This is a genomic window from Parashewanella curva (assembly GCF_003675895.1).
GTDB classification, from domain to species: Bacteria; Pseudomonadota; Gammaproteobacteria; order Enterobacterales; family Shewanellaceae; genus Parashewanella; species Parashewanella curva.
This window is the reverse complement of record NZ_ML014757.1, coordinates 18,228-41,136: the sequence shown is the minus strand read 5'-3', so window position 1 is coordinate 41,136 and position 22,909 is coordinate 18,228. Positions and strand designations below refer to the sequence as shown.

At 39.6% G+C, this 22,909-nt stretch carries 22 protein-coding genes; 15 read left to right on the top strand and 7 right to left on the bottom strand.

Features of this window, described 5'->3' with window-relative positions; genetic code table 11:
- The 3 genes from D5018_RS03370 to D5018_RS03360 all read left to right on the top strand — a co-directional run bounded on the left by D5018_RS03370 (position 1) and on the right by D5018_RS03360 (position 3,120).
- Positions 1 to 1,416: a DUF1501 domain-containing protein gene (locus D5018_RS03370; protein ID WP_121837576.1), complete on the top strand. Its 1,416-nt coding sequence runs from the start codon at positions 1 to 3 to the stop codon at positions 1,414 to 1,416.
- 383 nt (positions 1,417 to 1,799) lie between these two features.
- Positions 1,800 to 2,609 (top strand): 23S rRNA (guanine(745)-N(1))-methyltransferase, encoded by an 810-nt coding sequence (gene rlmA, locus D5018_RS03365; RefSeq protein ID WP_121837575.1) that lies wholly within the window; start codon positions 1,800 to 1,802, stop codon positions 2,607 to 2,609.
- Positions 2,610 to 2,910: 301 nt separating this feature from the next.
- Positions 2,911 to 3,120, top strand: coding sequence for a cold-shock protein (locus D5018_RS03360; protein WP_121837574.1), 210 nt, complete (start codon positions 2,911 to 2,913; stop codon positions 3,118 to 3,120).
- 58 nt (positions 3,121 to 3,178) lie between these two features.
- Here D5018_RS03360 and D5018_RS03355 read toward each other — a convergent pair whose 3' ends face one another.
- The 3 genes from D5018_RS03355 to D5018_RS03345 all read right to left on the bottom strand — a co-directional run bounded on the left by D5018_RS03355 (position 3,179) and on the right by D5018_RS03345 (position 6,392).
- Positions 3,179 to 4,486, bottom strand: a complete 1,308-nt coding sequence (locus tag D5018_RS03355) for a VHS/ENTH/ANTH domain-containing protein (RefSeq protein WP_133309222.1) — start codon at positions 4,484 to 4,486, stop codon at positions 3,179 to 3,181.
- A gap of 170 nt (positions 4,487 to 4,656) precedes the next feature.
- Positions 4,657 to 5,562, bottom strand: coding sequence for an ABC transporter ATP-binding protein (locus D5018_RS03350; RefSeq protein WP_121837572.1), 906 nt, complete (start codon positions 5,560 to 5,562; stop codon positions 4,657 to 4,659).
- Positions 5,559 to 6,392: an ABC transporter permease gene (locus D5018_RS03345; protein WP_121837571.1), complete on the bottom strand. Its 834-nt coding sequence runs from the start codon at positions 6,390 to 6,392 to the stop codon at positions 5,559 to 5,561. The genes D5018_RS03350 and D5018_RS03345 overlap by 4 nt, the downstream gene beginning before the upstream one ends.
- 202 nt (positions 6,393 to 6,594) lie before the next feature.
- Here D5018_RS03345 and D5018_RS03340 point away from each other — a divergent pair, with 202 nt between their 5' ends.
- From D5018_RS03340 to D5018_RS03330, 3 genes are all read left to right on the top strand, one after another.
- Positions 6,595 to 7,374 carry a hypothetical protein gene (locus D5018_RS03340; RefSeq protein WP_121837570.1) on the top strand — a complete coding sequence of 260 codons (780 nt, stop codon included), beginning with the start codon at positions 6,595 to 6,597 and terminating at the stop codon, positions 7,372 to 7,374.
- Between the two features lie 96 nt (positions 7,375 to 7,470).
- Entirely contained in the window at positions 7,471 to 7,794 is a 324-nt protein-coding gene (locus tag D5018_RS03335) for a hypothetical protein (RefSeq protein ID WP_121837569.1), read from the top strand.
- Between the two features lie 106 nt (positions 7,795 to 7,900).
- Positions 7,901 to 9,142 (top strand): SGNH/GDSL hydrolase family protein, encoded by a 1,242-nt coding sequence (locus D5018_RS03330; RefSeq protein WP_121837568.1) that lies wholly within the window; start codon positions 7,901 to 7,903, stop codon positions 9,140 to 9,142.
- A 47-nt stretch (positions 9,143 to 9,189) separates the two neighbouring features.
- On the opposite strand, the gene D5018_RS03325 is transcribed toward D5018_RS03330, so the two are convergent.
- The 3 genes from D5018_RS03325 to D5018_RS03315 all read right to left on the bottom strand — a co-directional run bounded on the left by D5018_RS03325 (position 9,190) and on the right by D5018_RS03315 (position 11,633).
- Positions 9,190 to 10,137 carry a hypothetical protein gene (locus tag D5018_RS03325; RefSeq protein ID WP_121837567.1) on the bottom strand — a complete coding sequence of 316 codons (948 nt, stop codon included), beginning with the start codon at positions 10,135 to 10,137 and terminating at the stop codon, positions 9,190 to 9,192.
- Positions 10,138 to 10,221: 84 nt separating this feature from the next.
- On the bottom strand, positions 10,222 to 10,773 hold the full coding sequence (locus D5018_RS03320) for a DUF1415 domain-containing protein (RefSeq protein ID WP_121837566.1): 552 nt from the start codon (positions 10,771 to 10,773) through the stop codon (positions 10,222 to 10,224).
- A complete protein-coding gene (locus D5018_RS03315; protein WP_121837565.1) occupies positions 10,770 to 11,633 on the bottom strand; it encodes a DUF2797 domain-containing protein in 864 nt (287 codons plus the stop codon). Before D5018_RS03315 ends, D5018_RS03320 begins: the two co-directional genes overlap by 4 nt.
- A 122-nt stretch (positions 11,634 to 11,755) precedes the next feature.
- On the opposite strand from D5018_RS03315, the gene D5018_RS03310 reads away from it, so the two are divergent.
- The 7 genes from D5018_RS03310 (at position 11,756) to phoU (ending at position 19,687) form a co-directional block, all read left to right on the top strand.
- Positions 11,756 to 12,643 (top strand): DMT family transporter, encoded by an 888-nt coding sequence (locus tag D5018_RS03310; protein WP_121837564.1) that lies wholly within the window; start codon positions 11,756 to 11,758, stop codon positions 12,641 to 12,643.
- Positions 12,636 to 13,229, top strand: coding sequence for an HAD-IB family hydrolase (locus D5018_RS03305; RefSeq protein ID WP_121837563.1), 594 nt, complete (start codon positions 12,636 to 12,638; stop codon positions 13,227 to 13,229). The genes D5018_RS03310 and D5018_RS03305 overlap by 8 nt, the downstream gene beginning before the upstream one ends.
- Positions 13,229 to 13,828: a LysE family translocator gene (locus D5018_RS03300; RefSeq protein ID WP_121837562.1), complete on the top strand. Its 600-nt coding sequence runs from the start codon at positions 13,229 to 13,231 to the stop codon at positions 13,826 to 13,828. Before D5018_RS03305 ends, D5018_RS03300 begins: the two co-directional genes overlap by 1 nt.
- Positions 13,829 to 14,039: 211 nt before the next feature.
- Entirely contained in the window at positions 14,040 to 16,292 is a 2,253-nt protein-coding gene (locus D5018_RS03295) for an ABC transporter permease subunit (RefSeq protein ID WP_121837561.1), read from the top strand.
- Between the two features lie 69 nt (positions 16,293 to 16,361).
- On the top strand, positions 16,362 to 18,014 hold the full coding sequence (pstA, locus tag D5018_RS03290; protein ID WP_121837560.1) for a phosphate ABC transporter permease PstA: 1,653 nt from the start codon (positions 16,362 to 16,364) through the stop codon (positions 18,012 to 18,014).
- 104 nt (positions 18,015 to 18,118) lie between these two features.
- The gene (pstB, locus tag D5018_RS03285) at positions 18,119 to 18,943 is read left to right on the top strand and encodes a phosphate ABC transporter ATP-binding protein PstB (RefSeq protein WP_121837559.1); all 825 of its coding nucleotides are present in this window, start codon (positions 18,119 to 18,121) and stop codon (positions 18,941 to 18,943) included.
- A 33-nt stretch (positions 18,944 to 18,976) separates the two neighbouring features.
- Entirely contained in the window at positions 18,977 to 19,687 is a 711-nt protein-coding gene (gene phoU, locus D5018_RS03280) for a phosphate signaling complex protein PhoU (RefSeq protein WP_121837558.1), read from the top strand.
- Positions 19,688 to 19,832: 145 nt separating this feature from the next.
- Here the strand turns inward: phoU and msrA are convergent, their stop codons facing one another.
- Positions 19,833 to 20,312, bottom strand: coding sequence for a peptide-methionine (S)-S-oxide reductase MsrA (gene msrA, locus D5018_RS03275; RefSeq protein ID WP_121837557.1), 480 nt, complete (start codon positions 20,310 to 20,312; stop codon positions 19,833 to 19,835).
- A gap of 212 nt (positions 20,313 to 20,524) precedes the next feature.
- Between msrA and astE the strand changes: the two genes are divergently transcribed.
- Together astE and D5018_RS03265 are read left to right on the top strand one after the other, a co-directional pair.
- The gene (gene astE / locus D5018_RS03270) at positions 20,525 to 21,559 is read left to right on the top strand and encodes a succinylglutamate desuccinylase (RefSeq protein ID WP_121837556.1); all 1,035 of its coding nucleotides are present in this window, start codon (positions 20,525 to 20,527) and stop codon (positions 21,557 to 21,559) included.
- Between the two features lie 168 nt (positions 21,560 to 21,727).
- Entirely contained in the window at positions 21,728 to 22,906 is a 1,179-nt protein-coding gene (locus D5018_RS03265) for a thiamine pyrophosphate-dependent dehydrogenase E1 component subunit alpha (protein ID WP_121837555.1), read from the top strand.
- The last annotated feature ends 3 nt before the right edge of the window (positions 22,907 to 22,909 follow it).

The window sequence follows — 22,909 nt, the reverse complement described above, 5'->3', positions numbered from 1 at the left end:
ATGTCTACTACAAACATATCTCGACGTCGATTTTTGAAATCCAGTGCTGCGGTAGCTGCAGGTGTTGGTATTACAGGTGTCGCACCATCTTTTGCGGCGCCTTCCGCGGGAAATCAATCAAATATAAAAAATCAAAAAGCACTGGTTTTCATTATGCTTGATGGTGGTAATGACAGCTATAACATGTTGGTACCATACTCTCAGCACCATTATGCTGAATACAACAAAACCAGAAGTAACTTAGCTTTAAAGCACCCAAAACTGTTGGCGCTTGATGGTTTTAAAGATAAGGATAACAGAACTTTTGCTTTGCACCCAAGTATGCCTGAAGTGCAAGATTTATTTGCTAAAAAGAAGCTGTCCTTTATTTCAAATATTGGTCTGTTAGTTGAGCCTGTTACAAAGGAAAGCTTTAAAAACAACAGTGCGAAATTGCCACTGGGCTTGATGTCTCACTCAGATCAATTCAAGCATTGGCAATCAGCAAGACCGAATGAGCGAATTAATCAAGGCTGGTTTGGGTTTATGGCTGACTCAATTCAACCTAACCCTAAACTGAATCAAATACCGATGGGGATTTCACTCGCTGGCCGTAATATTATGCAAGACGGTGTAGGAAGTACCAGTTATGCGATTACAGAGAAGGGAAGTGTTGGCTTAGTAGTGAAACCGAGTCGTCGTCAATCTAGTGATATGCGTGAGCTAAATCGTATCATATTAAAGAACTTCGAAGCCTTGCTTAACTACAAATATGACAATGATCCTTTCAAGCAGACGTACTTATCATTAACTCGTAAAGCTCAATCATTGCATGAGAAGTTTAGAGACTCGATTAAAAGTGTACGAGTTCCGGGGCGTTTTTCGGGTTCACCTCTATCTCAACAATTGAAAATGGTGGCGCAAAGTATCAAAGCAGCTGATGAACTTGGTACGCCGCAGCAAACTTTCTTTATCCGTTATATGGGCTGGGATCATCATGATGAGCTTTTAGATAACCAGCAACGCATGTTGCGAGTGCTGAGCCGAGGATTAGGAGAGTTCCAGGCTAGTTTGGATCAAATGGGACTTACTGAACAAGTTGTGACTATGACGGGTTCAGACTTCGGACGGACGCTAACCTCAAACGGTAATGGTACCGACCACGGTTGGGGCGGCAACGTTATGGTTATGGGAGGGCCTGTAGATGGAGGTAAGGTATTCGGTAGATACCCAGACTTGACGTTAGGTAGTTCAAACTCTCTTGATGTAGGTAATGGAGTGCTTATTCCGACTACCTCTACTGATGTCGCCTATGCTGAATTAGCCATGTGGTTTGGTGTACAGAAAAATGAGTTAGGTAAGCTGTTCCCAAATCTGCATAAGTTCCATGACTTATCCAGTGGTTCTCTGCCGTTAGGTTTGATAAAGCAAGCGTAAATTTTATCGTTATGAATTTGAGGTCAGTAAATTTAACTGGCCTTATTAGGTGCTGTTTATCTTTCGAGATTATTTTTGCAGCGATAAATTGGTTATTTTATGCAAGGCGGAGCTTGTGAAGTGTGGTTGCTCCACATGAACAAGCGATAACGCTGCAGAAATGACCAATTTACGCTGTCTTCGATGCTTTTGAGCGCTTCCTGTTCTGTGTTGTGAGCAATTTACTTAGAATGCTAAGCCTCATTACTCACGCCTTGAACAGAAAAGCGCTCAAACAGCACAAAATTTCATCCTGAAAGATAAACAGCCCCTAGCCAGAAAATTTTTTCACTTCAGTATATACTTGCGGCCTTATTTTATTGGCTTACCTCAGAGTTCTCCTTATGCCGTATATTTGCCCAATCTGTGAATCTTCTTTGAAATTGGATAACCGAACATGGCGCTGTTCTCAGAATCATTGCTTTGATATTGCAAAAGAAGGCTATGTAAATTTACTACCAGTTCAAAAGAAAAAATCAAAAGATCCGGGTGATAATCAATTGATGATGCAGGCAAGACGGGAGTTCTTGAACCAAGGCCATTATCAATTTTTAAGTGATAGAGTAAATGTTCTGCTAGAAGAACATCTGAAAAATCACGCTACAATGTTAGATTTAGGCTGCGGAGAAGGCTATTACACAGGACGTTTGGCAGAAGCATTGCAAGTTAAATCGCTTCAAATCTACGGTTTGGATATTTCTAAAGTTGCTGTTAGATATGGTGCTAAACGCTATAAAGACATTACTTTTTGTGTCGCTAGCGCCTTTGATACGCCATTTGCGCCACAATCTCTTGACGCTGTCTTAAGAATTTATGCACCATCGAAATTGGAAGAGTTAAAAAGAATTATTAAACCGGGTGGGGTTCTTTTAACCGTTTCAGCAGGTCCCATACATCATTGGTTTTTGAAAACCGTGATCTATAAGGAACCAAAGCCACATCCAGAAGAAACGGATAATCTTGATGGGTTTGAATTAATATTTAGTGAAAGATTGCAGCAGAAAATCAATTTAAAACAAAAAGATGATATTGAAAATTTTCTTAATATGACACCTTATGCTTGGAAGTTAGATGACTCACAAAAACAACAGTTATGTCAGCAAGGATTAGAGTGTGAGCTTGACTTTAAGCTTCAATTACATCGACGACAATAATACACCTTCGATTTGAATTTAATGGAGTTTTAGTCAGTCATAGTTCAGTTTAAAGCTCAGTGTTTAAGCAAAAAAATCTGAAGATTTTTCATATTTTTAGCTGATTTTATTAATTTTTTTTTTAACCGTGGTTCGTAAGTTGACATAGTTGCAAAATGGTATATAGTCTACTCAGCTAGAAAGTTGGACTTATATTTATGTATTCATCACGACCTGTTCGTCCTGTAAAACATAAGTAATACCGGCATTTTCAGCTCCACCGCCGCTAAGGCTTAAATTTAAAATTTACAGGATTTATATCATGGCAAAGACTACTGGTACCGTTAAATGGTTCAACTCTGACAAAGGTTTTGGTTTCATCGAGCAAGAATCAGGTCCAGACGTATTCGTTCACTTCCGCGCTATCCTTTCTGATGGCTTCAAAACTCTTGAAGAAGGCCAAAAAGTTGAGTTCAACGTAACTCAAGGTCAAAAAGGTCCTCAAGCTGAAGAAGTATCTGTAATTGGTTAATACTGATTAGAGCAATAAGAATTCGAAAGCCGTGACTCATTGAGTTTCGGCTTTTTCTTTAGAGCGTCTCACTTAGTATTTTTAATTGAAGAGCACTGCGTTCTGTATTGAATTTGTCAACATTTGCGTGAACTCGAACAACCTTTGATTGAGGATCAAAGGAATCATAGGTTTTCCAAGGCTGATCTTTCAATGCAACTCTGCTTTCAATTGCGAATATACCCTCTCCGAAACCTGCTTGCTTTATCTTTTTGATAAACTCCGCTCTAGTAATATTTCTGGAATGTATCATATGTTCTATTCTTGCCATACATTCATTGTAGTTCTTTCTGTTTTCAGGTGAAACTCGATCTACCATGTCAGTAGGAGGCGAAGAGAGTTGCTTAGCGTATTCTATCTCCGCTTGAAATTTTGATTCTTGTATCTTATCGGCCAAAAATTTATGGCACTCTCTAATAACCATTGCAGGCTTGGTTGTTGGATTCTTAAGTATATCCCTATAGTTGTCGATGTTTAACTTGCCATCCGGACGATGATGAATAAAAGCACCCAAGGCATAGCTCATATTTTTATTGTCATGATTTAAAAAGGCTTTTAAATTTTTGAAGTCTTGTTTAGATAACACAACTTGCTGAACTTCTGATAGTTGAGTTTCTAGGCTAACAGATGTAGCTTCTACCGAAGATGGGTTGGTAGTTAGATACATATTTCCAAAAGTGCGAGCAAGTTCTGCCTGCATAACTTGATGCCCAGCTAGCCTGATAGCATTTTGTTCTTGCTGGGTAAATTGCTCTTGCGGGCGCAGGCTTGACGAAGCTAAAGCTTGAGAAACTAATTGTTTACTCATTCTCACATCCTGATGATTAGCAATTGAATCCAAATCGATCCACGAGTAATCTTTTTGTAAATCTTGTACGGCATCATCAAACGTGGGGGTTTCATTTAACTTAGGTTCGTTATGATATTGCGGTGATGCTGCACTTGAACTGTGCCCCTGTATATCTTGGATTCGATAAGCACTTGACTGAGAAGGGGCTGTGGGAAAGTGTTTTAATTCTGGCCTTGGTTCAGAATGTGTTAAAGTATGTTGCGGTTGAGGTGTAGGGATCACATATGAAAGTGTTTGTGATGTCGGGCGTGCTACCCTTGATTGATATTCTTTAATAGCAATGTTTGCGACTTTATCAAAAGTTTTTTGTTTAGTAGTTTGAGCGTCTTCATCTCCGAAATGCAAATCTATCATTTCTTGAAAAAAGCTAATAAATCTAGTAATAACGCTTTGTTTTATTGTCACATCGTAGTCATGACCTTCAATGGGGGATTCAGCTACTGTGGCAATGTAGGTTTTTCCTTTGCCGAAACTCACTTTCACAGTTGTGGGCGATACATTTTCAGTATCAGTGACTGAAGCTTTACTTGTTTGGCTCGCTGCTGAAATACCTGAGAAGGACATACTCATTACCATTGAAAAGTTACAATTTATCCTTAAAGTTTGACTAAATTAAGGTAAGTTGCAACTTTTCAATATAATTGCAGTTAGGAAAATAGCTTATCTTCTAATCGTTTACCTTTATAAATGCTTTGGTATTGGCATTGTTTTTTATGTAAGCAGGTCAGTAATTGCACTTCAAAATCTAGGCTATGTTCAGAATCATATTGAAGTGACAATTCGTTTGATTGTGTCTGAACAATGTTGCTAACTAGAGGTATTTTTTGGATTTCTTTAATGATTGGCTTTAGATTTTCTGAGCCTTTGAGGGTAAGGGTTAAAAACTCAAAAGAGTCAGAGTGTTGATGAATAGACAATGATTGCTGTAATTGTCCATTGTCTAAATACAAAACTTGATCACAGAGTTTTTCGAGTTCATCAAGGTTATGTGAACTGATTAAGAACTTACTCTTAGTTCTTTGCTCAGTAATTAATGTGCGGATAGTTTTAGCATTTGATGGATCGATGCCTGCGGTCGGCTCATCCAATAAAATTAATTCTGGTTCGCCAATTAATGATTGTGCAATAGCTACTCGCTTAGCCATACCATGACTTAATGCTGTGGGTTTTTCTTTCGCAGCATCAGTGAGTTCAACTATCTCTAAAACCTTTATTGCTTCATGTTTAGCCTTGGTATGGCTTAAGCCTTGGAGCTGACCAAATTGAGTAAGTTGGGTAATTATGGCTAAGTTAGGATCAAGTAAACTGTCTTGAGGTAGAGCAGACATCTTACTAATTAATGAATTACTCCCCGCTTTGTGCCCCAAAATTTCAATTTCTCCAGAAGTTGGAGCCATAAATCCGCAAATGAGTTTAAACAATGTTGTTTTGCCTGCACCATTGGGGCCAACAAGTGCTGTAGGAAGACCGTCTTCTATTTCAAAGCTCACTTGATCAAGAGCTTTATTAGTTCCGTAATGTTTGCTCAGTGATTTGGCAACAATAATACTCATAACGCACTCCTTTGCATGTAAACTCTACCTAAGGCTAAGAAAGCGACGGCTTGAATTATAGGGAGCATTGAATATGTTAGTACTCCAGCTCCTTGGGTATTGAGCATGTCAGACAGTTGCACTCCGGGTTTTATGAACTGTAAAAATTCGGTTACTGGAAAAAAGTAGTTGAGTATGGCAAGTCCCAAGCTAGTTAACATCCAAAATAACACCGCATAGAGTGTGGCTTGACGTGCACTATTGGCGTGAAGCGAAAGCAGAGACATTAAAGCAGTGTAAGGTAAAAGGTTAATAATAAGGGCGATAACAATGAAGCCACTCGATGAAAGTGATGGCAGCAGTAAATCGATATCTCTGTAACAAGCTAGAAATATGGTGGCCAAGAGAGAAAGGGCGATTAGTATGGTTTGAATAAGCATTTGTGCCAAAAATCGACCGAAGAATAGACTATCTCTATTCGATCTCAACAGTAAAAATCGTAACGTGCCTCTTTGTTTATCTGAAGCAAATTGATCGGCGGTTATAATGATGCTGAACATTGGATAGAGGTAAAGGGCAATGACCCAGTAAACGGTAAGTTCAGGCACTTGCCAGTTTAGTAGTTTTTCAGTTTGGCTCATTTGAGCAAAACCAATAATAAAATCTTTGAAATTAGGGTTATTTAACAGTTCTACTGCACCATGGATAGGATAAATAAGAAGAAAAAGCCAAACCAATGAAAAACAGCTTATGGCAATGACGCCACGGCGTTGAAAAAAGAGCTTTTGAACATCAAAAGCTGTGATCAGCAATGTATTTCTTAAGGTGCTAGGCTCGGAAGTTTGAAGCATTCGCATATTCCAATATTTTATATTAACGCCACAATACCTGCTGAATAGGATTAACCACAAGAGTTTTAATACTTTTTTACAATATGTTACGGCCTCTATAATGATGATGAACAAAGGTTAACCAGCTTTTGGGGGAAACATATTGTATAAAATGAATAAGTTTTACATAAATTAGAAAAGTATGTTCCGACACTTCGGAGTTATGTCTGCACCGAACCAAGGGGGGAACCCTGTAAGTGTTAACGGTAGTGTAAATGGTCAACAGCCACAAGTAGTATTCGGTTCTACTTATTCTAAAGAACGTTCGTCAGAATCTCGTCTTCGCACTTATACGTTATCCATTCCTTCTTCTAGTAATATTTTGGTTACTGGTTTTTTGGGGATTTGGAATACATGTAGAACTCCCATCATAACAGGGGCTGATGTGGTTGCGGCTGCAATATTTGTCTCTCAGCTTCCATTAAATAATGATGATGTGATGGTGTTAAATTTTAACAAGCGTCATGTGGCGTTGCTTTTACAATCTGAATATACATTACACTATTTGTCATTTGAAGATGATTTTGATCCTCATGATCATAAATTCTATTTAGCTATGTATAAAACCCGTGAGTTCAATCGGGTAAAACAACAATTTTATGACCCACAGCAAATGGAGCATTTAGCTAATGGTATTCGTCGATGGGGTTGTGAATTAAAAGACAGTAAGTTCAAAGTGACATTAAATGGCTTGGATACTAAATTGATGCTAGAAGTATGGGAAAGACATTATAAAGATAACTCTTCATATAGTTTGAAAATAAATAATGGTGCTCATGCAGCGCTGAACTTACTTAAAATTGGTCTCAGGGAGGGAGAAATGGAAGATAGATCAAAACGGCAAAGTTTTCTGCCGAGTATTAGTGTATTTGAGTATGCCTCCGAGGTGAGAAAGGAGCAATCTCGTTATCGTCTATCGGAGGGTTGTTCAGGCGTAGTTTGAAAATCGCTCTACTTAATTTAGCCGCGTTTTACGCGGTTACTATAAATGCTTTTTCATAAATGTTTAATTGCTTACTCATAATGCTTATTCGCAAATTTGCTAGCCCTGTTTTTTAGTTTTGTTTTTATACCATCTAATGCTTCTGCTGAGACGGTAACGGCGCTTTGTTTCATCTCGGGTGCAAATTTATTTGGTAAAGATAATTTGCCCAATATACCAATTAACTGTTATAGCAAGGATGGTGAAAACGATTATGCAAATTTAATTGAAGCACTAAAAGACGCCTGGAAGCCGCTGTCTGTAGGGGGAGGACATGGAGATGCAACAATAAAAAGTTACCTTGGGCAAGGTAGCATTTCAACTTATGATCATAGTGATGTTCAATCTGCAGGGATCATTATGGAAAAGTCTAGCGAATAACGTCTCATACAGGTTCCGTCTTATTAATAAAGTAATGCTCTAAAGCATTTCCTTTCCCCTTGTTAACATATACGTGATAATCACTTTGTATGTGAGGTAAATTGTGATGTATCTACGTAAATATAAAAGACTATTTACCGTAGTCCTGACTTTGTTTTGTATTCTCGGGATTCAGAGTTTGGTAAAGGCTGAGCCCAGAAAAGTTGATAGATTGATCATTCTCGGAGACAGTCTCTCCGATGATGGGGGGGACAACTCTACGCTCTATTTGCTAAAAACCATGAATGGAGAAACAGGAGATGCAGGGATAGATCATATTCAACCTTGGGTGAGATCTTGGTTATCGGATCGTATTCCGGGTTATGGTTGGTTCTGTAGTTGGAAGCTGATACCTTGCCGTACAGTTGAACGAGGGATTTTAAGTGCTGCGATTAGTATTTTAACCGTATCAAAAGCTGTACCTGTCCTTCCTGCAAAGCATTATGACAACGGCCGATGGAGCAATGGATTACTTTGGCCTGAATATTTGTCTAAAAAAATGGGAATACCTACCAGTAACAAACAAAGATATATCAATGTGTCTCATGCTGGTGGTTGGACCTTATGTTTGACTGATAAAGTAATAGGTATTGGAGATTTGTTTGGTGATTTAACTAAAGTCGCTAAGGATATGATTAATGGTAGTTTAATTCCCCCATGCTTAGATTTAATTGCCAAAGGAGTTCATTATAAATATGGGGACTACAGGCCTAATGACTTAGCCGTAGTGTTTTTTGGTGGTAATGATTACCTCAACCTTTATCAAGATCCTCAGCGAGTAGTTAATGTTCAGGCCGAGGTTATTGAGCAAGAAATTGAATATGGTGCTAGAAATATTGCGTGGTTGAATATGCCCGATATATCACTTACCCCTCGTTATATAAGCGGTGGCGCTAAAGATAAAGCGGCAGAAACTAAGCGCTTAATAGATTTAAATAATCAACTTCAGGAAGATAAATATAGAGAGTTAAAACGGAAGTATGAAAGAAAAGGTGTAAAACTAGTTTTAGTCGATGCTAATGCCATTTTTAAGGGGATTATGGATAATGCCGATAGCTATGGTTTTAAGGATATTCATGAGCCTTGTTCACGGATACCGACACCTGGTATTGATGATACTAACCTAGAAGAAACGAACCCGAGTTTGCGTGCTGCTAATGAAATGGCAATACCTAACGGGAAGATATGCCTGCACCCTGAGCAGTATATGTTCTGGGATAGTGTGCATCCGACCACAATAACTCACAAAATTATTGCTGACAAAGCTTGTGATATTTTGAAGGAAAATGGGTTCTATTGTCAGAGTTAAGAACTTATATCTTGATTAAAGGCACCTAGACAAGGTGCCTTGATGTCTTAAGAAGGAAATTCTATTTTAATAGGTTCAGTTTCACTAGAAACAAGGTAAGTTACAGTTACACCTTTTCTTGAAATATTAAGCCATCCTGCGCCCATTTTGATACCTCGTTGAGGCTCAGTTTCTGTGATTAGTTTTGGACAAGATAATAGATAACATTGATAGCCAGTGACAGAAAAATTGTTGTAACCCTGAGCTTTAAGCTCTTTTGATACCTCTAGAGCAAAAGGCTTGCTAAATGGAGTAACCAAGAGCTTTCTCCAACGCCAGTGAAGATTACAGTCTCTTGAATAGGCGAGTTCTCTTGGCACAAGTTCGTTAGGTGTTAGATAATCTGCCGAGCCATCACTGGTGATTCGCCAATCGTTCACTTTTGTCAAGTTATAACCATCTAAATGTTCGATCAGTCTAGCTGGTGTGAAAAATTCGGAGTTATTGAATCCGCCCACCCAATGCTGTCCAGCGCTTCCGTTTATAGCGGCAATATATACCGTTGAAATGTTATGCCAGTTATCTTTGGCTTGATTCAGTGGGTAAAAAGGAGAGTTTTTGATGATAAGATCTAATACATGCTCGTACGCAGAGGAGAGTTTATCTTTTTTACTTAAATCAAATTGATTTGAGTTTTTGTGTTGTAGTGTTTCGTTAGGATCAAAGTTAGCTTTCCATGATCTGTTAAATCTTTTTATCTCTTCGTCATTTTCGAATAATACTGGAAGTAAAGGTTCATTATTTAAAAAACGAGGAAGTTGTTCATTAACGATAGCGACATGATGTATATAACAATCTTCACTTAACCTTCCAGGCATGGCTAATACTTCGTATTTTTTGTTTGCTGAGGTTTCAAAATACTGCCGCAGCGTAGCAGCAGCTTGTGGAGGCTCACCTTTAGGGCTTAAAGTCAGTAACTCTCCGTCAATCCTACAATAGGAGATAGTTGTTGACATGATTCATGACCTTAACTTTTCAGAGCTACTTTATAAAGACTAACAAAACTCAGCTGTATTTAATCTGAATTGTAAAAGGTGAAATTAATTGCTTTTACATGACTTCAATAACTCTATAAAAAAAGCAGCCCCTTTCCGTTCGGTAAAAGCGATGTTTCGCTCTGGAATTGATTCTGGCTCATTATAGTTTTCCAGTGCCTTTTCTATGCTCGCCTCTCTGATGATATGTAAAGTAGGGTAGGGAGAACGGTTAGTGTAATTCGTTGCTGAATCAAAATCTTCACCTTCAAAGCAATACTCAGGATGAAAGCTGGCTATTTGGTATGTTCCTTCATAACCTAAGTCTTCAATCAAGTCTTCTGCTAAATAAACAGCTCCAAGATAGCGATTAAAGTCGCCAAAACCATTTGCCAAAATCATCAAGCTTGTTTCCACTTCAGGGTGTTGGTCGAGGTATTGGTATTCTTCAACGAGTTTATCTGCCAGTTTCGCGATTTTAGTTTCATCAATGACTAAGTAGCGAATCGTGTTGCTCTCGATTTCTTGGCGAGCAAATGGGCAAATGTTGTATTTCATGATCACACGTTTGACCCAATTGTCAGTGTGAGTAATCAACTCTTTGTAAAATTCGTTCATACTAAACTCAACTGCTCAGATTTAGGTTGTTGCTCTGAAGCACCGATAGACACTTCAACCTCATAAGACGTGAACTTTCTGATATTGATGACACCTGTATCGAATATTAAATATTGCCCTTTGATGCCGATTAATGTGCCAGAAACTTCTGGAGTTTTATCAAAGTTATGAGATTTCACTTTAGTGGGAAACTCTGTAACTGGGAAGTGAATGGGTTGCGTATTTTCATTTAAGCGTTCAATTTCATATTCACCATTTTCCATACAGAGTTCATGCAATCGACTCTCGATTTGTGGGATCAACTCGTCAGCACGAGCGCTTAAATCTTGATCTGCTGCATTACCTTTTAGCATGGCTTGCCAATGAGTTTTATCGTTCACCAATTTGGCTAGTTCAACTTCAATTAAGCCAGAAAGTTGTCGAGTGGAAACTTTGAAAATAGGCAAGCCTTGAGTTGCACCTTGGTCTATCCAACGAGTTGGAATTTGGCTATGGCGTGTAATACCCACTTTTAGCCCAGAGGTATTAGAAAGGTAAACATAATGAGGAACGAAACAGTGAGTTTGTGCCCAATCAGGCTCACGGCATGTGCCTTGCTCAAAGTGGCAAGTTTCTGGTTTCATAATGCATAAGTCGCAACTGGCTAGCTTTTGAGTACAAACAAAGCAGTGGCCTTGAGAGTAACTTTTCTTGGTGCGTTTTCCACAATTGCTACAAAGAATTTTCCCTGTATGAGTCAGTGTCAGTTTATTCCCAATGATAGGGTTTAAATGGAGTTGCTTATCGGCAACTCTAAGGTGGTATTGAACGGTGTTTTCTTCATTTAGAGATACCGCCATTTTTGAAAGTGTTCCAAACATTGCTTTGCTCATATTTATATTTTGAGTAGGAGTATATCAAATCATACTGCCTATAACGCTTGTAAATTGTATACAAAAGGGTAACATTTCTGCTTTCGCATTTTCAGCAAAGGTAAATCTGGGTGGCTAATCTTCTTTTATTATTAACGGCAGCCTTATGGGGTTTTGGGTTTATTGCACAAGTTTTAGGCATGGAGCATCTAGAGCCTTTCGCATTTAATGGTTATCGTTTCTTAGTGGGAGCATTGAGTTTGTTGCCGTTGATTTACTTCTTTCATAAAAAAAATAAGCTGGATTTAGGTGACAAGAAGTCCTTGATTGTTGGAGCCAGCTTAATGGGGCTTTTGCTTTTTGTTGGGGCATCATTACAGCAAGTTGGACTGCTTTATACTACTGCAGCTAATGCAGGTTTTATCACTGGTCTTTATATTGTGATTGTTCCAATTTTGGGTCTGGCTCTCAAACATAAAACTGGGCTTAACACATGGTTAGGGTGTGGATTAGCACTAATAGGGTTGTACTTTTTAAGTGTTAAAGAGGGGCTTAGCATTGGCTATGGTGATACTCTACAGCTGGTGGGAGCATTTTTCTGGGCACTGCATATTTTAGTTATTGATCATTTTACAAAGAAAAATTCAGCATTAGCATTATCCCTTATTCAATTTTCAATTTGCGGTGTGCTGAGTCTTATAACTTCTTTATTTATCGAAACCACAAGTGTTGAAAATATTGTTTCTGCGTCTGGTGCACTTCTTTACGGTGGTTTAGTTTCTGTAGGCATCGCTTATACACTGCAAATTGTTGCTCAGAAAAAAGCGCATCCAGCACATGCTTCAATTATTCTTAGTTTAGAAGCGGTTTTCGCTGCTTTAGGCGGCATGTGGTTATTAGATCAAATGCTGACAGAAAAAGAACTATTCGGTTGTGGGTTAATGTTGGCAGGAATGATTATTTCTCAAGTATCAATTCGAAGTTTATTACAGCCTAGGGTTCAAAAAAAACATGCCTAATCTAGCACTGTTTGATTTTGATGGAACCATTACTGATACAGATATGTTTTCTCCATTTCTAACCTTTGCTGCAAGAAAAAAGAGGAAAATTATCGGTAATATTGTCATCTTACCTTTCTATTTACTCTATAAAGCAGGGGAATTACCGACCCATATAATGCGTCCTATTGCGAGCTTTGTTGCTTTTAGCTATAGAAATCAACATGAGCTAGAACGCTATGGTGTTCAATATGCCAAGCGGGTCATTCCTGATTGTGTGATGGAACGAGCAAAGGAACAACTGGAATGGCATAAAGCAAACGGCGATGTCATTGTGGTGGTTTCAGCCTCATTGGATCTCTATCTAAAGCCTTGGTGCAAAGCGAATGGTTTTCAACTACTTTGCAGTGAGCTTAGCATGAATAACAATCAATGTTCTGGCCGCTACATTAATGGTGACTGTAGTCGAAATCGAAAGGCAGTAAGAGTGACTCAAGCGTTTAAGTTAGCCGATTTTGACCGAATTTATGCTTATGGTGATACACAAGAGGATAGGGAACTATTAAATTTGGCTGATGAGGCTTATTTGAACTGGAGCAAGCTGTAATGGAACATCTGTTGGCCATTTTTTTGTTTGCTGTTTCAACGTCGGTAACGCCGGGGCCTAATAACTTAATGATCATGACCTCAGCCATGAATTATGGAATTAAACGCAGCTTACCGCATTTTTTGGGTATTTGTGTCGGCTTTCCTATCATGGTTATTGGGGTAGGATTAGGGTTTGATGTGCTGTTTAAGCTCTTTCCAATACTGCATGATATTATTAAAGTTCTCGGCATCCTGTATTTACTTTATCTTGCTTGGAAAATTGCCAACACACCAACGAGCAAGTTAGAAGTCGAGTCAGCAAAACCACTCACTTTTATTCAAGCGGCAATATTTCAATGGCTTAATCCTAAAGCATTGATCATGGCTACAGGTGCTATAGCCACTTACAGTAGTATGTCGACAAGTTTATTGTTCCAAGTTTGCATCATTGCATTGGTCTTTTTTGCCTCTGCATTTCCATGTGTAGGTGTTTGGCTTTTAGCGGGTGCAAAATTAAAAACATGGCTTAAAAACGAGCGTCAGCAACGTTTATTCAACTTTTGTATGGCAGGATTATTGGTGCTGTCTATCGTCCCTGTTCTTGGTGAATTCATTTAGTTTTATTCTGTTTGATAAATGCGTCACCGAATTTTCAACTGCATGTAATAATTTTTTCAAAATAAATAAGTTAGAGTTTAATAAACGCAATGGTTTCGGCTTATTTGTAATATTAGTGTAATCTTTACGTCATAAAATTCCCACGGTGAAAAAAGGACAAGTGAATTCGAGGTTTTCTCGACTCACTCAGAAATAAAAATAGAGGTTCTTAATGGAAAGTCAGGTCATTCCACCTGATTCTAAGTCGCTTTTATTGCGCGGCGTTACGAGTCGACGGACAATCAAGGATAAAGCAACACAAATCGGTGTATCTATTGGTGGTACAATGGTCTTTGTTGCTCTGCTACTTATCTTCTTCTATCTGCTCTATGTGATCAAACCTGTGTTTGATAGTGCTACCTTAACTCCAGCCAATACTATTGCTGAACTAAGTGATAAAGGTGTGAGTTTGATGGTCGGTAGCGATGAACAAAATGAAGTCGTTTATCGTGTTACTCAAACTGGTGAAGTGCAATTTTATAATGCGGCTTCTGGTAAGCAAGTTTTAGACTTTAAGCCAAAATTACCAGCTGGGGTACAAGTAGTCAGTAGTAGCCGCTCAATGCCTGATCAACAAATGTTTGCTTTAGGTTTGAGTAATGGTGAAGCGTTATTGCTTTCTATTAAGTTTGGTGTTTCTTATCCAAATAATGTTCGTACCATCGCGCCAGAAGTTTCATACCCTGCGGGCGAAACACCACTATTGGTAAGTGAATCTGGTGAACCTATTGAGCATATTTCTTTCGCTTACAATCCGAGTAAGATCTCAATTTTATTTCAAAATGCTGACAAACAATTTGTGTTGAAGCGTTTTGAAGGTGAAGAAAACATGATCACCGAAGAAGTTGAGTGGGTTGCCGAAGAATCAAAATTAGAAGATACACCAAGACATATCTCTAAAGCACTCATTACACCTTATCAGCGTCAGCTAATGTTGATGTCTGATGACAAAGTATTTGTCTATGATATTCGATACATGGACGAAACCAGCTTATTCCAAGTGATTAATTTAGAACGTGCTAACACCCATGTTACAGATATTCAACTGTTGTCTGGTGCAAGTTCTATTATGGTTTCTTATGACTCCGGAGAGATTGAGCAATATTTCCAAGTTGCGAGTGAAAAAGGGCGTTTGTATCAATTAATTCGTAACTTCGATAACGTTCCTCCAGTATCTAGCATGGCGACTGAGTTTTTCCGCAAAAGCTTTGTTGTTGGTAGCCCTGATGGAACTTTGACACTTCTTTATACTACCAGTCACCGTGAATTACTTAGTGAATCGTTCAACATAGGTAAAACTCAAGCTATGGGTTTTAACCCTCGCTCAGATGGTCTTGTTGTTGAAACTGCTGGCAAACTACATTTATTTAAAGTTAATAACCCTCATCCAGAAGTTTCTTGGAGTGCTTTGTGGGAAAAAGTTTGGTATGAAGGTTATCCAGAGCCAAAATTTGTTTGGCAGTCGACGTCAGGTTCAGACGACTTTGAAGCTAAGTTGAGCTTGATGCCATTGGCTTTCGGAACCATGAAAGCGGCTTTTTATGCCATGTTGTTTGCTGTGCCTCTAGCGATTGCTGGCGCAATATACACTGCTTACTTCATGTCTGGAAAAGTACGTAGTGTGGTTAAGCCAACCATTGAAATTATGGAAGCATTACCAACCGTAATTCTTGGTTTCTTGGCTGGTCTTTGGTTAGCCCCATTGTTTGAGGAAAATTTGCCGGGCATTGTGATACTTCTTATTTTGCTGCCAACGTCAGTATTGGCCTCTGCATTTGGTTGGAGCAAGCTACCACGTAATTGGAAAAACCGCTTACCTGAAACTTATCAAGAGTTAATGCTGATCCCTGTGATTTGTTTTGTGGGATGGTTCTCATTTGCTATCAGTCCGTCGATTGAAATCGCTTTCTTTGGTGGTGACATGCGTTCATACATCACTAACGATTTAGGTATCCCATTCGACCAACGCAATGCCATGGTTGTGGGTATCGCAATGGGCTTCGCGGTCATTCCTACCATTTTCTCGATTGCAGAAGATGCGATTTTCTCGGTACCTCGTCACTTATCAAACGGCAGTTTGGCGCTTGGGGCAACTCAATGGCAAACCTTAACTCGCGTAGTCTTACTTACTGCAAGCCCTGGTATTTTCTCTGCAGTGATGATGGGCTTAGGTCGCGCTGTTGGTGAAACCATGATTGTACTAATGGCAACAGGTAACACCGCAATTATGGACTGGAGTGTCTTCGAAGGTATGCGTACTTTGGCGGCAAACATTGCTGTAGAGATGCCGGAGTCGGCGATTGGCAGTTCACACTACCGAGTATTGTTCCTCGCTGCATTTGTTCTATTCGTATTTACTTTCTTCTTCAACACGATTGCAGAAGTGGTTAGACAGCGTTTACGCGATAAATATAGCTCGCTATAAGAATGAAAAGGGACAGAATAACAATGCGATTTTATAAGAATTTTCGAAAGAGCTTGAGAGGTTCGCGTAATGGGTAAGTGGTTTAAATCTGGTTCTCCTTGGATTTGGATGACAGGTGGAGCCGTCAGCTTGAGTTTGATCGCTGTATTGGGTTTATTGCTACTAATAGCATGGCGTGGCCTAAGCTTTTTCTGGGTTGGTGATGTTTATCAATGGGAGTTGAAAGACCAGCATGGTAAAACATCGACTTTAATTGGTGAAATCTACGACCGCGAAGATGTGCCAACTGAACGTTTAGAATCAGCAGGACACAAGTTTAAAGTACATCCCGGTGAAACGGTCACTCGCTATCTAATTAAAACCGGTAACCGTGAGCGTGTAAGCCTCGATTTCCGCTGGGTGTTAGAAACCGATATTGTGAGTCGCTCAACACCGAAAGATATCGTGGTTTTAGAACGAACTAAAAACGGTAACTTTTATGGGTTCCCAGTTGCTGTGGTTGAAGATGGTAAAGAAATCAAAAACGGTGACTTACGCGCTAAGTTAGACCAATTGATTGAGCGTGCCGTAGAGTTATCAGATGAAGCTCACTCTCTTCAAAAAGGTGAAATTGGTCGTATTAACTATGATCTTGAAACTCTTAGATTAAAGAGTCGAAAGTATGAACTTGAAGGCAAATTAACTGATGCTAAAAAGCAAGAAATTGCTGATAGTCGTGAAAAGCTGAACCTTAAATATCAAGAACTTGAGAAAACCTTCTTTAAGCTTCGTACAAAAGCTGGACGAGATGCCGTTTTAGTTCGCGATATGACAGGTGAAGTATTACGTCTTCCAATGAATACCATTCTTGATGCGACTTACGTTAATGATATGGGGTTCTTTGCTAAGCTTGGACACTGGTTTGTTGGTGTTGGTAAATTCATTTCTAGTGATCCGCGTGAAGCAAACACTGAGGGTGGAGTATTTCCAGCAATTTTCGGTACCGTTTTCATGGTATTGCTGATGGCGGTTATTGTAACGCCATTCGGTGTGATCGCAGCAATCTATTTACATGAATACGCTAAAAAAGGCCCGATTACTCGCATGATTCGAATTGCGGTAATTAACTTAGCGGGTGTTCCATCCATTGTATACGGTGTATTCGGTTTAGGTTTCTTTGTGTATATGGTTGGTGGCTCTATTGACCAATTATTTTACCCTGAAGCATTACCATCACCGACCTTTGGTTCGCCTGGTGTAATTTGGTCTGCGCTGACATTGGCTATTCTAACTTTACCTGTTGTTATTGTTTCAACAGAAGAAGGTTTGAGCCGTATTCCTAGTTCAGTACGACAAGGCAGTTTAGCCCTTGGTGCAACAAAGGCCGAAACTCTGTGGCGTATTGTGATTCCAATGGCAAGCCCTGCGATTATGACAGGGCTAATTTTAGCGGTAGCTCGTGCTGCGGGTGAAGTTGCACCGCTAATGCTAGTGGGTGTGGTTAAATTGGCACCAACTTTGCCGATTGATATGAACTTCCCGTTTGTTCACCTTGAGCGCAAGTTCATGCACCTTGGTTTCCATATTTATGATGTTGGTTTCCAAAGCCCGAATGTAGAGGCAGCGCGTCCTTTGGTTTACGCAACCTCATTTTTACTTGTGAGTGTCATTGTTGCTCTAAACCTTACAGCGATTAGTGTTCGTAACCATTTACGTGAAAAATATCGTTCGTTAGAACACTAAAGCAATCGCTCCTGATAAGAATCAGGAGCAAAAAGAATTTTACGATGGCTGACAGGTAAGCCAGTCACGAATAACAGATTTACCTGATGTGATTAGGAAAGAATATGATTTCAATTGACCCAAATAAGACCAAAACGGACGCAGAGAAAGTAGATTTAGCGAATTTGCCTGATTCAGAGACTGCGCTAGAAATTCGTGGTTTGAATTTGCGTTATGGCGACAAGCAAGCCTTATTCGATATCGGTATGAAAATCCCGAAAAAGCAAGTAACGGCTTTCATCGGTCCAAGTGGTTGCGGTAAATCCACCTTGCTACGTTGTATCAATCGCATGAATGACTTGGTTGATACTTGTCATATTGATGGTGAGATCTTACTCCACGGTCAAAATATTTATGACAAAGCAGTCGATGTTGCAGCATTACGTCGAAATGTTGGTATGGTGTTCCAGCGTCCAAACCCGTTTCCTAAATCAATCTATGAAAATGTGGTTTATGGTTTGCGTCTACAAGGTGAGAACAATCGCCGTGTTCTTGATGAAGCTTGTGAGCGTTCATTACGTGGTGCAGCTATTTGGGATGAAGTGAAAGATCGCTTACACGATAATGCTTTTGGTCTATCGGGAGGTCAGCAGCAGCGTTTGGTTATTGCTCGTGCGATTGCGATTGAGCCTGAAGTATTGCTACTTGATGAACCAACATCGGCACTTGATCCAATTTCTACATTGACTATTGAAGAACTGATCACTGAGCTAAAATCTAAATACACGGTAGTAATTGTTACCCATAACATGCAACAGGCGGCGCGTGTATCAGATCAAACTGCATTCATGTACATGGGTGAACTGATTGAATATGCTGATACCAATACTATTTTCACTACGCCGCAGAAAAAGAAAACCGAAGACTATATTACTGGTCGTTATGGTTAATGCTTGGTACGGATAGAATTAAAGGGGTTTAAAATGGAAAATATTAGCTTGAACAAGCATATATCGGGTCAGTTTAATGCTGAGCTAGGTGATATCCGTAACCGAGTATTGGCTATGGGTGGTTTAGTTGAGCGTCAACTTGAGCAGTCGCTAGATGCATTAGCAACATTAGATGCCGAACTCGCTAGCAAGATCATTGAAGGCGACCACAAAGTTAATGGCATGGAAGTGTCTATTGATGAAGAGTGTACTCGCATTATTGCTAAGCGTCAGCCTGCGGCCAGTGATTTACGTTTGATCATTGCCATTTCTAAAACTATCGCGGATTTAGAGCGTATTGGTGATGCAACAGTTCGTATTGCTAAAGCTGCACTAGAAAAACGTACTAATAATCAGCAACCATTATTGGTTAGCATCGAAAGTATGGGGCGTCATGCAACTCATACGCTTCATCAAACATTAGATGCATTGGCTCGTATGGATGCCGATGCTGCGTTTGAACTACATAAATCTGACGCCAAACTAGACGCTGAGTATGAAGGTATTATCCGTCAATTGATGACCTATATGATGGAAGATCCTCGTTCAATTCCCGGTGTCTTGGATGTACTCTGGGCAGCTCGCGCAGTAGAACGTGTTGGTGATCGCTGTAAAAATATCTGTGAATACATCATTTACTATGTAAAAGGGAAAGATGTACGTCATACTTCATATGAAGATATGGAAAAAGATTTACAAGAGTAAATTTTTTAGGTTTAACAAGCCCTGCTTTAGCATTGGTAATGCCAGTCAGTTAAGCTGATTGGCATTTTTTATTCCGAGAATATTTTCGAGGCAGTAAAATGACAAAGAAATGGATGATCGCCATTACCCATAAGTTTACGTTTTTTTAAAAACTGATGTGACAGCTTGGTAAGTCATTCTTAATTATATAGTTCTGGTGGTAATCTTCTGCAGCAATAAACTCTTGTTTTTCGACAATTTCAGTAACGATTTTGCGTTCGCCCCATTTCCCGTTAGTAATCAATTCTTGCTTTGATTTTTCAGCTAGTTCACGTTGTAGCTCATCATGATAAAACACCACACTGCGGTATTGATGACCGACATCTTCGCCTTGTTGGTTTAATGTGGTGGGATTGTGGTTACTCCAAAATACATCTAATAGCTCATCATAGCTGACAATGGAATCATCATATTCAACACATACAACTTCAGCATGACCTGTGTCACCGGTCTTCACTTCTTCATAGCGTATTTTGCTAACATCACCACCCATATATCCGCTGGTAGCGTTGATAACACCATTAATTTGTCTAAAGAAGTATTCAACGCCCCAAAAGCAGCCTGCTCCAAAAGTTGCTAAAGCCATAATTTCTCTCACACTCTAACTATTATAATAAATGTCTAACTGTCTAGACGTCTATATTGCTTTTTGTCATTTATTAAATCAAGTAATTTTTTTAAATTAACTTCCGATCGTTCAATGTTTGATTTGTGGTAGGATCGCTCACCAACAAATATAAGAAATCGAATATCGTCTTTTTATTTCAATGACGATAAAAATAACACTAGGAGTTGAACGTGCTTCAAACACTTCTGCAGTCTAAAGACTTCCTCTCATTGACCCTTGCAAATCCAGAAACCATTTCAGAATCATTTTCTTTTGAACTTGCTGATCACACAGATGTTCATGTTTGGGACACCGGTGTCATCGTTTTTGAGCCTAAACAAGCAGGTAACAAAGATATTGTGCTTTCTTGTGCCGTACATGGTAACGAAACGGCGCCAATCGAGATTTGTAACCAGTTAATTAAGGAACTGCTAGAGCAGAGCACTAAAGTAAAACATCGCACCTTATTTTTAATTGGTAATCCGCCAGCGATCCACAACGGAACTCGTTTTGTTGAAGAAAATATGAATCGCTTATTCAGTGGTAATCATTCAAGCGGTGAAGGTTTAGTAAACCAAGAGCGCGTTCGAGCTAAAAAACTAGAAGATTATGTTGATCGTTTTTATACCTCAGTAACAGGTGAGCGTCACCGTATTCATTATGATCTGCATACTGCGATTCGTGCATCCAAGCACGAGAAGTTTGCTATCTATCCATTCCGTCATGGTAAACCTCATAAGGCTGAGCAGATCATGTTTTTAGAAGCATGTGGCGTAGATACCATTTTATTCCACCATGAGCCTACTACTACCTTTAGCTATTTCTCATCTAATGGTTATGGCGCTGATGCGTTCACAGTTGAACTAGGTAAAGTGCGTCCATTCGGCGAAAACGATATGACTCGTTTTGTTGCCACTCATACCATGCTTACTCGTTTAATTACAGGTGCCGACCTTGAGCTGTCAGAGTTTGATAATGACAAGGTTAACCTTTATCAAGTGTGCCGAGTGATCAACAAGAATCATGATGACTTTGCATTTAACTTTGCTAATGACGTAGAAAACTTTAGATCTTTTCCTAAGGGATATGTGTTAGCCACTGAGGGCGGAGAGAAAGTCAAAATTGAGCATGAGGAAGAAGCGATCGTATTCCCTAATGCCAACATTCCTGTAGGGCAACGTGCGGTAATTATGTTACTTCCTGTCGCTGAGCCAGTACTTGAATAATCATTGAGTTTGTAAACTTAAATATACAAGCGAGTTAAACGTAAATTGTAGTGTGACTCAGCTCAAATCTTGCGAGCGGTATATACCTTAACGTAAGGTGCATACCGCCGATAAGAATAGTTGAAATTGAATGAAGTTCATTCAATTTCAAGGAGAACAGAGCACATTATGAGCAACGCAACTCAAACTAATGAAATAGTTCACAGCGTCAGCTTTCTCGATAGGGATTCACTAAACATCCCAACATTGAGAATCTTACAAGCTGATGGCAGCGTATATAAAGATGCCGTTTTGCCAAGCATCGATGAAGAAACAGCAAAACGCATGTACGACACCTGCGTATTCATCCGTGTATTGGATGAACGTATGTTAGGTGCACAGCGTCAAGGTCGTATTAGCTTCTACATGACCTGTACAGGTGAAGAAGCGGCAGTAATCGGAAGTGCTGCAGCACTACAAGATAAAGACGTTATCTTGGCTCAATACCGTGAACAAGCTGCGTTGCGTTATCGCGGTTTCACCATTGAGCAGTTCATGGATCAAATGTTCAGTAACGCCAAAGACCTAGGAAAAGGTCGTCAAATGCCTATCCACTATGGTAGCCAAGCATTAAATTACCACACGGTATCTTCTCCGCTTGGTACCCAAATCCCACAAGCAACAGGGGTCGCTTACAGCTTAAAAATGAATAATGATAAGGCTGTTTCCATTTGTTACTTTGGTGAAGGCGCTGCGTCAGAAGGTGATTTTCATGCTGGTCTGAACATGGCTGCAACATTAAACGCACCGGCGCTATTCTTCTGCCGTAACAATGGTTATGCCATTTCTACTCCAGCCGAAGAACAGTTTAAAGGTAATGGTATTGCCAGCCGTGGTGTTGGTTATGGAATGCATACCATCCGCGTTGACGGTAACGATATGCTAGCCGTATTAGCTGCTACTCAAGCTGCGCGTGACTTTGCGGTTGAAAACAACAAGCCAGTATTGATTGAAGCCATGTCTTACCGTGTTGGTGCTCATTCGTCTTCAGATGATCCATCGGGTTATCGCTCAAAAGAAGAAGAAGATGTGTGGCGCGCACAAGATCCCGTTGCTCGTTTCAAAAGCTGGATGCTAGCTCAAGGCTGGTTATCCGAAGAAGAAGACGAAGCACTTTATGCTAAGTATCGTGAAGAAGTGTTAGCTCAAGTAAAAGTATCGGAAAAAGTGGAAGCACCGCACATTGATGAATTGATCAATGATGTATATGACGAGCCTACACCGCTACTTCAAAAGCAGCTAAAAGAGTTGAAAGAACACGTTAACAAATATCCACAAGCTTATCCTAAGACAGCAGGGAGATTCTAAGTC

Excerpts from the sequence above, each read along its gene's own strand:
- D5018_RS03370 (WP_121837576.1), top strand. The coding sequence starts at position 1 with ATGTCTACTACAAACATATCTCGACGTCGATTTTTGAAATCCAGTGCT.
- rlmA (WP_121837575.1), top strand. The coding sequence starts at position 1,800 with ATGCCGTATATTTGCCCAATCTGTGAATCTTCTTTGAAATTGGATAAC.
- D5018_RS03360 (WP_121837574.1), top strand. The coding sequence starts at position 2,911 with ATGGCAAAGACTACTGGTACCGTTAAATGGTTCAACTCTGACAAAGGT.
- D5018_RS03350 (WP_121837572.1), bottom strand. The coding sequence starts at position 5,562 with ATGAGTATTATTGTTGCCAAATCACTGAGCAAACATTACGGAACTAAT.
- D5018_RS03345 (WP_121837571.1), bottom strand. The coding sequence starts at position 6,392 with ATGCTTCAAACTTCCGAGCCTAGCACCTTAAGAAATACATTGCTGATC.
- D5018_RS03340 (WP_121837570.1), top strand. The coding sequence starts at position 6,595 with ATGTCTGCACCGAACCAAGGGGGGAACCCTGTAAGTGTTAACGGTAGT.
- D5018_RS03330 (WP_121837568.1), top strand. The coding sequence starts at position 7,901 with ATGTATCTACGTAAATATAAAAGACTATTTACCGTAGTCCTGACTTTG.
- D5018_RS03325 (WP_121837567.1), bottom strand. The coding sequence starts at position 10,137 with ATGTCAACAACTATCTCCTATTGTAGGATTGACGGAGAGTTACTGACT.
- D5018_RS03320 (WP_121837566.1), bottom strand. The coding sequence starts at position 10,773 with ATGAACGAATTTTACAAAGAGTTGATTACTCACACTGACAATTGGGTC.
- D5018_RS03315 (WP_121837565.1), bottom strand. The coding sequence starts at position 11,633 with ATGTTTGGAACACTTTCAAAAATGGCGGTATCTCTAAATGAAGAAAAC.
- D5018_RS03305 (WP_121837563.1), top strand. The coding sequence starts at position 12,636 with ATGCCTAATCTAGCACTGTTTGATTTTGATGGAACCATTACTGATACA.
- D5018_RS03300 (WP_121837562.1), top strand. The coding sequence starts at position 13,229 with ATGGAACATCTGTTGGCCATTTTTTTGTTTGCTGTTTCAACGTCGGTA.
- D5018_RS03295 (WP_121837561.1), top strand. The coding sequence starts at position 14,040 with ATGGAAAGTCAGGTCATTCCACCTGATTCTAAGTCGCTTTTATTGCGC.
- pstA (WP_121837560.1), top strand. The coding sequence starts at position 16,362 with ATGGGTAAGTGGTTTAAATCTGGTTCTCCTTGGATTTGGATGACAGGT.
- pstB (WP_121837559.1), top strand. The coding sequence starts at position 18,119 with ATGATTTCAATTGACCCAAATAAGACCAAAACGGACGCAGAGAAAGTA.
- phoU (WP_121837558.1), top strand. The coding sequence starts at position 18,977 with ATGGAAAATATTAGCTTGAACAAGCATATATCGGGTCAGTTTAATGCT.
- msrA (WP_121837557.1), bottom strand. The coding sequence starts at position 20,312 with ATGGCTTTAGCAACTTTTGGAGCAGGCTGCTTTTGGGGCGTTGAATAC.
- D5018_RS03265 (WP_121837555.1), top strand. The coding sequence starts at position 21,728 with ATGAGCAACGCAACTCAAACTAATGAAATAGTTCACAGCGTCAGCTTT.